This is a genomic window from Mesorhizobium sp. M2A.F.Ca.ET.039.01.1.1, from assembly GCF_003998035.1.
Lineage (GTDB): Bacteria > Pseudomonadota > Alphaproteobacteria > Rhizobiales > Rhizobiaceae > Mesorhizobium.
In genome coordinates this window covers 1-6,759 of the sequence record NZ_RZRY01000343.1, presented here as the reverse complement: position 1 = coordinate 6,759, position 6,759 = coordinate 1, and the positions used below count along the sequence as shown (strand labels likewise).

The following is a 6,759-nucleotide window of genomic DNA, read 5'->3' as shown; positions in this document are numbered from 1 at the left end:
TTATTCGGACGCGGCGGAATCGATCGTCAACGTCATCGCGTCGGCAGCCGCCTTCTGGGCAATCCAGGTCAGCTACAAGCCCGCCGACCAGGACCATCCCTTTGGCCACCACAAGGCCGAATATTTCTCGGCCGTGCTCGAGGGGGTGCTGATCGTCGTCGCGGCGCTGCTGATCCTCAACGAGGTCTGGCAGTCCTGGCAGCATCCGGCCCCGCTCGAGCAGCCCTGGAAGGGTCTCGCCGTCAACAGCTTGGCGACCATCGTCAACGCGATCTGGGCCTGGACTCTGATCCAGACCGGCCGCAACGCGAAATCGCCGGCGTTAGTCGCCGACGGCCAGCACATCATGACCGACGTTGTGACGTCCGTTGGCGTGCTCGGCGGCCTTGTCGGCGCGGTGCTCACCGGTTGGCAGATCCTCGATCCGGCATTGGCCGTGATCGTCGCGCTCAACATCCTGTGGCAGGGCTGGCATGTGATCGGCTCGTCGATGAACGGCCTGATGGACCGCGCCGTCGATAGCCATGAGAACATGCAGATCCGCGACATCATCTCGGCCAATTCGAAAGGCGCGCTCGAGGTGCATGACCTGAAGACGCGCATTGCCGGACGCGCCACCTTCATCGAGTTCCACCTTGTCGTCGACGCCGACATGACCGTCGGCGCCAGCCATGTCATCTGCGATCGCATCGAGGACGCGTTGAAGGCCGAGATCCCCTCGGTGCGCGTCACCATCCATGTCGAGCCGGACGACGAGGCCAAACTGCCGAAAGGCACGACCGCGGTGCCTTTCGCTTAGCAGAGCGCGAAGGTCTGTCGAGATTCAGGTCAGGCCGAGTCGGAGTCGAAGACGGGCGCGAAGCGACCAGACAAGATGGCTTCCGAGAGCCGGAGCGGAGCGTACTTGAAAGTACGTGAGCACCGGAAGGGCAGGAAGCCGTCGTTCGCAGGCCGGCCTCACCTGAATATCGGCAGACCTTACGGAGCACACGCCGACTGCGGCATCGGCTGCAGCCGATAAACCTTGTCGTCGGACTTGGTCTTGCCGTCCGCCGCCTTCGAACAGAGATCGACAACCGCCACCGCATTGTTGGGGTTCGCGACCATCATCGTGCCGTTGGGCCCGCGCTTGAGGAAGATCTCCTTCTGCGAGATGTCGCAGGAAAAATCGCTCATCTTGGAGCTTGCCGAGCAGCGCCACTGGTCGGCCTCGCCCTGGCAGGAATAGGTCTGCGTGACCTTTTTCCCCTTCTGCCTGGTCGTCACTGAAACGGCAATGTCCGCCCCGTCGGGCCAGGTCGCGGCATCGCCGCCGGCCGCGAAGGAAGCGAGCTCGACCGGCCCGCGGAAGACGCGGATCGATTGCGTCAGCTGGTTGGGATGTGTTTTGAGATGCGCATCGTCATAGTCGCGCCCGAAGCAGAACGGCTGATCCGGCTTCAGGCGCACGCGCAGCGGATCACCCAGCGCCGGGTCGATGGGGTCGATGCGTGTGAACTCCGCCTTGCAGGTCTCGGCCGGCATCGGATCCAGCTTGAAATTGTCGTCCTCGCTGCCCAGCGCCTGCCTGTTGTACTCGGCTTTGCCGAGGTCCTCCTCCGCGCCAGCGTCGAGATACACATCAGGCTGTACGTTGGAGAGCATCAGCCGGCCCTTGTCGTCGACTTTCAGCGAGGCGAGCGTGCGGTCGCAATCCATGCCGCAGCGGATGCCACTCGCCTTGTCGCTCGGATCTTCCTTGTTGCACCAGCCGGCCGCCCAGTCGGGCTTCTTGGCGCCGCGCACGGTGGTGGTGAGGAAGCCGTTATAGGAAGTATCCTGGTTGGCGGGGGGTTCTTCGTTCGGCCGGCTGACCGGATCGTCGCCATAGAAAAAGAAGATGCGCGCCACTTTCTGGTGCGGATGCGCCTTGAGATGGGCGGCATCGTAGATACGGCCGAAGCAGACATCGGCACCGGTCGGGCTGAGCTCGGGAAGTTTGGGCGGCTGTTCGGCGCGCGCCGCGCCGGCAAAAGCGGCAAAGGCGGCGCAAAGCGCAACGCCCGCCATGGTCCTCCCCACAACGGCCTTCGATGCCATGCGATCCTCCTCCCACCGACAGGACTGCTTTATGGTAGTCTAGGAGACCCGCCTGGACCATGCAAAATCGCGCGAGCAGGCCGGCAAACGGAGGACACGATGCTGCGCCGTGACATTTTTCGTGCCGGCCTCGCCGGCGCCGCGGGCCTTTTCGGCCTGAGCCGGGCCAACGCGGCAACGGCTGAGGAGAAGCTGAAGGTCGCTTATCACCTCAGCGACGCCGACAAGGTCAACTTCGTCCTCGGCAACATCAAGAACCACTATGAGGGCACCGGCGGCAATGTCGATATTGTCCTTGTGGTGCATGGTCCGGCACTGGCGGCCTTCAAAGCCCAGGGCGCTTCCGGCGCTGTTTCCAGCCGCTTTGCCGGCCTCGTCCAGCAGCGGCTCGTCCCGCAGGCCTGCGGCAACACCCTGCGCGGCATGGACATCACGCTTGCCGACCTGCTGTCGGGCTTCCAGGTCGCGGAGAAAGGCGGCGTTGTTAAACTCGCCGAACTGCAGCATCAGGGCTATGTCTATCTCAGGCCCTGACGCGGCCACGCTTGAACGCCAACGCTTGAACGGAAGGCCGGTAATAGCCTACGAAATGTGCCAACCTGGAGGCCGACCGACATGACGACACTTGCCATCCCCGATCTTGCCGGCAAGGCGGTGCTGGTCACCGGCGCCTCGACCGGCATCGGTGCCGCCCTTGCCCGTGCTTACGCGGCGCAGAAATGCCGCGTCGCGCTGCATTACAATGCGAGCCGCGCACCCGCCGAAGCCGTGGCCGAAGCCATCCGCGATGACGGCGGCGAGGTGTTTCTGGTCCAGGGCGATTTTTCGATACCCGCCGACGTCGAGCGTGTGGTCGAGGAAAGCGCCCAGCATTTCGGCCGGCTCGACGGCCTGGTCAACAATGCCGGCGGCATGCTCGGCCGCATCGCCTATGCCGATCAGGACGAAGCGCATTACGACGCCGTGATGGACCTCAACGCCCGTTCTGTCCTGACCGCCTCGCGCAAGGCGATACCGTGGCTGAAGCGCCAGGGCGGCTTCATCATCAACACCACCTCGATCGCCGCGCGCAACGGCGCCGGCGGCGGCGCCGGCCTTTATGGTTCGTCGAAAGCCTTCGTTTCCAACGTGACGCGCGGCATGGCGAAGGAACTCATCGGCTTCGGCATCCGCGTCAACGCCGTGGCGCCAGGCACGATCCTGACGCCGTTCCACGAACGCTATTCGAGCGCTGAGCAGATCAAGGCGATGGTCGCGACCATTCCGCAGGGACGCGCCGGAACGGCCGAAGATTGCGTCGGCGCCTACCTGTTCCTGTCGTCCGATCTGTTGAGCGGCTACATCATCGGCCAGGTGATCGAGGTGAATGGCGGACAGTTGATGCCGTGAGCCGGCGATTGCATACTGATGCAGCGTGCAACCTGGAGGGAGATCAAGGCATGTACGGATTGATCGGTAAGATGCGGGCGGCGCGCGGCCAGCGCGATGCGGTCATGGACGTGCTGCGCGAAAGCACTGCCGCGCTCCCCGGCTGCCTGAGCTACATCATCGCCACCGATCCGGCCGACGCCGATGCCATCTGGGTCACCGAGGTGTGGACCGACCAGGCGAGCCACAAGGCCTCGCTGCAATTGCCGGAAGTCCAGGCCGCGATCGCCAGGGCGCGTCCCTTCATCGCCGGCTTCGAATTCCAGATCGAGACCCATCCGGTCGGCGGCTTTGGACTCCCTGCGCCGGAAAAGGCCGGCTGACCGCCTCGACACGGATTGTCCGCGAAAAGCGGGTTCGCATTTGTCTCCGTCAGGTCTAAGAGCCGGATATGGACTCCTCGCCAGAGCAACCATCCCAGGACCACGCACCCATCGACCGCATGGCGCGCCTGCGCCCGCCACGGCAATGGCTGGTGCTTTTGGTGTTCTCGCTGCCCTTCGCCGGCGCGTTGGAACTCGCCGCCCTGCCGGCGGCGCTGCTGATCGGCCCTATGCTTGCCGCCATCCTCGCCGGCACCAACGGCGCCACGGTGCGCGTGCCCCGTCCGCTTTTCGCCTCGGCCCAGGCGATCGTCGGCTGCCTGGTGGCGAATTCGATCGCCGCCGACATCTTTCCTGCCTTCTACAAGGAATGGCCGCTCTTCCTCGGCGTGGTGGTCGCGACCGTCGCCGCCTCCAGCCTGCTCGGCTGGCTGATCAGCCGCTGGCGCATCCTGCCCGGCACCACGGCGGTCTGGGGCTCCTCGCCCGGCGCCGCCACGGCCATGGTGCTGATGGCTGGCGCCTTTGGCGCCGACCAGCGTCTCGTCGCCTTCATGCAATATCTGCGCGTCATCTTCGTCTCGATGACGGCCGCGCTCGTTGCCAGGATGTGGGTCGACACATCCGGCGTCGAGGTGCCGCCCATCGTCTGGTTTCCGCCGATCGATGCCTTGGCCTTCGCCGCCACCATCGGCATCGCGATCGTGGGCGGCTTGGCCGGAAAGCTGGTCAGGCTGCCCTCGCCGTTCTTTCTCGGCACCTTCATTTTCGGCGCGGTGATCCATCTCGGCCTCGGCGTGCCGATGCAGTTGCCGCCTTGGCTGCTGGCGATCAGCTATGCCATGGTCGGCTGGTCGATCGGGCTGAATTTCACCCGGCCGATCCTGCGCCACGCGGCTCGCGCCCTGCCGCAGATCATCGGCTCGATCGTCGCGCTGATCGCCTTTTGTGGCGGCATGGCCTTCGTCATCAGCCGCCTGCTCGGCATCGATCCGCTGACCGCCTATCTGGCGACCAGCCCCGGCGGCATGGACAGCGTCGCCATCATCGCCGCCGCGGCGCGCAACGTCGATATCTCCTTCGTCATGGCCTTGCAGTCGGCACGCTTCCTGGTCGTGCTGCTCATTGGGCCAAGCGTAGCCAGGCTGGTGGCGCGAAACGTCAGGTCCTGATCCGCGCTATTGCAAGGTGGGAGCGAGGAAAATGCCCATGAACCGTCGTGTGAATGCTGTCGATCTTTCCGGCCGCGTCGCCGTGGTGACCGGCGGCGCGCAAGGCATCGGCCTTGCGGTCGCGCGACGCTTGCTGTCGTCGGGCGCCGGCGTGGCCATCTGGGACATCGACCAGGTCGCAATGGCCACGGCCGTAGCCGAACTCGCCTCCCTTGGCCGGGTCAAGGCCATCCTTTGCGACCAGTCGCAGATCGAAGCCGTCGATCGCGCGGCCGCCGAGACCGAGCGGATGCTTGGCCCCGTCGATCTTCTCGTCAACAATGCCGGCATTGCCGGGCCGGCGGCCACCGTGGTCGACTACGATCCCGCCGCCTGGCGCCAAATCGTCGATATCGACCTCAACGGTGTCTTCTATTGCTGCAAGCGCCTGGTGCCCGGCATGGTCGCGCGCAACTACGGCCGCATCGTCAACATCTCCTCGGTGGCCGGCAAGGAGGGCAATCCCAACGCCGCCGCCTATTCGGCCGCCAAGGCCGGCGTGCTGGCGCTGACCAAATCGCTCGGCAAGGAGCTCGCCGGATACGACATAGCCGTCAACGCGCTGACGCCCTCGCCCGCCCGCACGCGCATTCTGGAGCAGCTCACCGAGGCCCAGGTCGCCTACATGCTCGGCAAGGTGCCGCGCGGCCGTTTCGTCGAGGTCGAGGAGGCGGCCGCCATGATCGCCTTCATGCTGTCGGACGAGAACACCTTCACCACCGGCGCCACCTTCGACCTCTCGGGCGGTCGCACCACCTACTGACCACCCCTGGGGGGAGCTATCTCCCGACAGCAAGCCGCTCGGGCAGGAAATCGACGAAGACGCGGACCTTCGGCGAAAGGTGGCGATTGGATGGCCACAGCATGCGGAACTGGCCGCGGCCGTCGACATGTTCGTCGAGCACGGTCCGCAGCCTTCCGTCATGCAGCGCCTCCCGCACCAGGAAATCGGGCATGCAGGCGATGCCGAGACCGGCAAGCGTCGCGCCCTTCAATGCCTCCATGTTGTTGCAGGTCAGCATCGAGCGTATCTGCGGCGCGGCGCTTCCGGTGATGAACGGCCATTGCAGCAGCCTGCCGCTGTTGAGGAAACGGAAATGGATGCCGAAATGCGCTGCCAGATCCGCCGGCGTGCCAGGCGTACCATGCCGATCGAGATAGGACGAGGCCGCGCACAGGATCATGCGAAAGGGCGCGACCGGCCTCGACACCAACCGTGAATCGGGCAGCTCGCCGCTGCGGATCGCGACGTCGATGCCCTCTTCGATGACGTCGACGATGCGATCGTTGAAATCGATATCGAGCTCGATTTCCGGGTATCGCGCCATGAATTCCGACAGCACCGGCAACAGCAGGTGATAGGTGACGATCGGGGTGGAGATACGCAGCCGCCCGTGCGGCGTCTCGCGTGTCCGTGACAGCATCGCCTCGGCGTCGTCGATGTCGTCGAGGATGCGGCGCACCCGCTCATTGAACAGCTTGCCCTCCTCGGTCAGGCCGATGCGCCGGGTGCTGCGCTGCAGGAGCCGCACGCCGAGCTCCTGCTCGAGCCGGGCGACGCTCTTGCCGACGGCGGAAGCGGAGATGCCGAGCGCTCGCCCCGCGCTTACGAAACTGCCGAATTCGGCGGTGCGGGCAAAGGCAAGAAGGCCGTTGAGACGATCCATCGCTTGAATCCATTCGAGCGTTTCATTCCGGTATGAATGGAGATTTAATAC

8 protein-coding genes are annotated in these 6,759 nt (G+C 65.0%); 6 read left to right on the top strand and 2 right to left on the bottom strand.

Annotation, left to right across the window (positions count from 1 at the left end):
- The coding region (locus tag EOA24_RS23035; protein ID WP_133374576.1) for a cation diffusion facilitator family transporter at nucleotides 1–799 on the top strand (799 nt) is incomplete at its 5' end.
- A gap of 179 nt (nucleotides 800–978) precedes the next feature.
- On the opposite strand, the gene EOA24_RS23030 is transcribed toward EOA24_RS23035, so the two are convergent.
- A complete protein-coding gene (locus tag EOA24_RS23030) occupies nucleotides 979–2,079 on the bottom strand; it encodes a hypothetical protein (RefSeq protein ID WP_126081604.1) in 1,101 nt (366 codons plus the stop codon).
- A gap of 99 nt (nucleotides 2,080–2,178) precedes the next feature.
- Between EOA24_RS23030 and EOA24_RS23025 the strand changes: the two genes are divergently transcribed.
- The 5 genes from EOA24_RS23025 to EOA24_RS23005 all read left to right on the top strand — a co-directional run bounded on the left by EOA24_RS23025 (nucleotide 2,179) and on the right by EOA24_RS23005 (nucleotide 5,804).
- Nucleotides 2,179–2,613, top strand: a complete 435-nt coding sequence (locus tag EOA24_RS23025; RefSeq protein ID WP_126081603.1) for a DsrE family protein — start codon at nucleotides 2,179–2,181, stop codon at nucleotides 2,611–2,613.
- Nucleotides 2,614–2,694: 81 nt separating this feature from the next.
- Complete coding sequence (locus EOA24_RS23020) at nucleotides 2,695–3,468, top strand: SDR family oxidoreductase (protein ID WP_126081602.1); 774 nt, start codon at nucleotides 2,695–2,697, stop codon at nucleotides 3,466–3,468.
- A 50-nt stretch (nucleotides 3,469–3,518) separates the two neighbouring features.
- On the top strand, nucleotides 3,519–3,830 hold the full coding sequence (locus EOA24_RS23015; protein WP_095817233.1) for a putative quinol monooxygenase: 312 nt from the start codon (nucleotides 3,519–3,521) through the stop codon (nucleotides 3,828–3,830).
- A 68-nt stretch (nucleotides 3,831–3,898) separates the two neighbouring features.
- Nucleotides 3,899–5,002: an AbrB family transcriptional regulator gene (locus tag EOA24_RS23010; protein WP_126081601.1), complete on the top strand. Its 1,104-nt coding sequence runs from the start codon at nucleotides 3,899–3,901 to the stop codon at nucleotides 5,000–5,002.
- Nucleotides 5,003–5,051: 49 nt separating this feature from the next.
- A complete protein-coding gene (locus tag EOA24_RS23005; protein ID WP_126083735.1) occupies nucleotides 5,052–5,804 on the top strand; it encodes an SDR family NAD(P)-dependent oxidoreductase in 753 nt (250 codons plus the stop codon).
- A gap of 16 nt (nucleotides 5,805–5,820) precedes the next feature.
- Here EOA24_RS23005 and EOA24_RS23000 read toward each other — a convergent pair whose 3' ends face one another.
- Nucleotides 5,821–6,708: a LysR family transcriptional regulator gene (locus EOA24_RS23000; protein ID WP_126081600.1), complete on the bottom strand. Its 888-nt coding sequence runs from the start codon at nucleotides 6,706–6,708 to the stop codon at nucleotides 5,821–5,823.
- Between the last annotated feature and the right edge of the window lie 51 nt (nucleotides 6,709–6,759).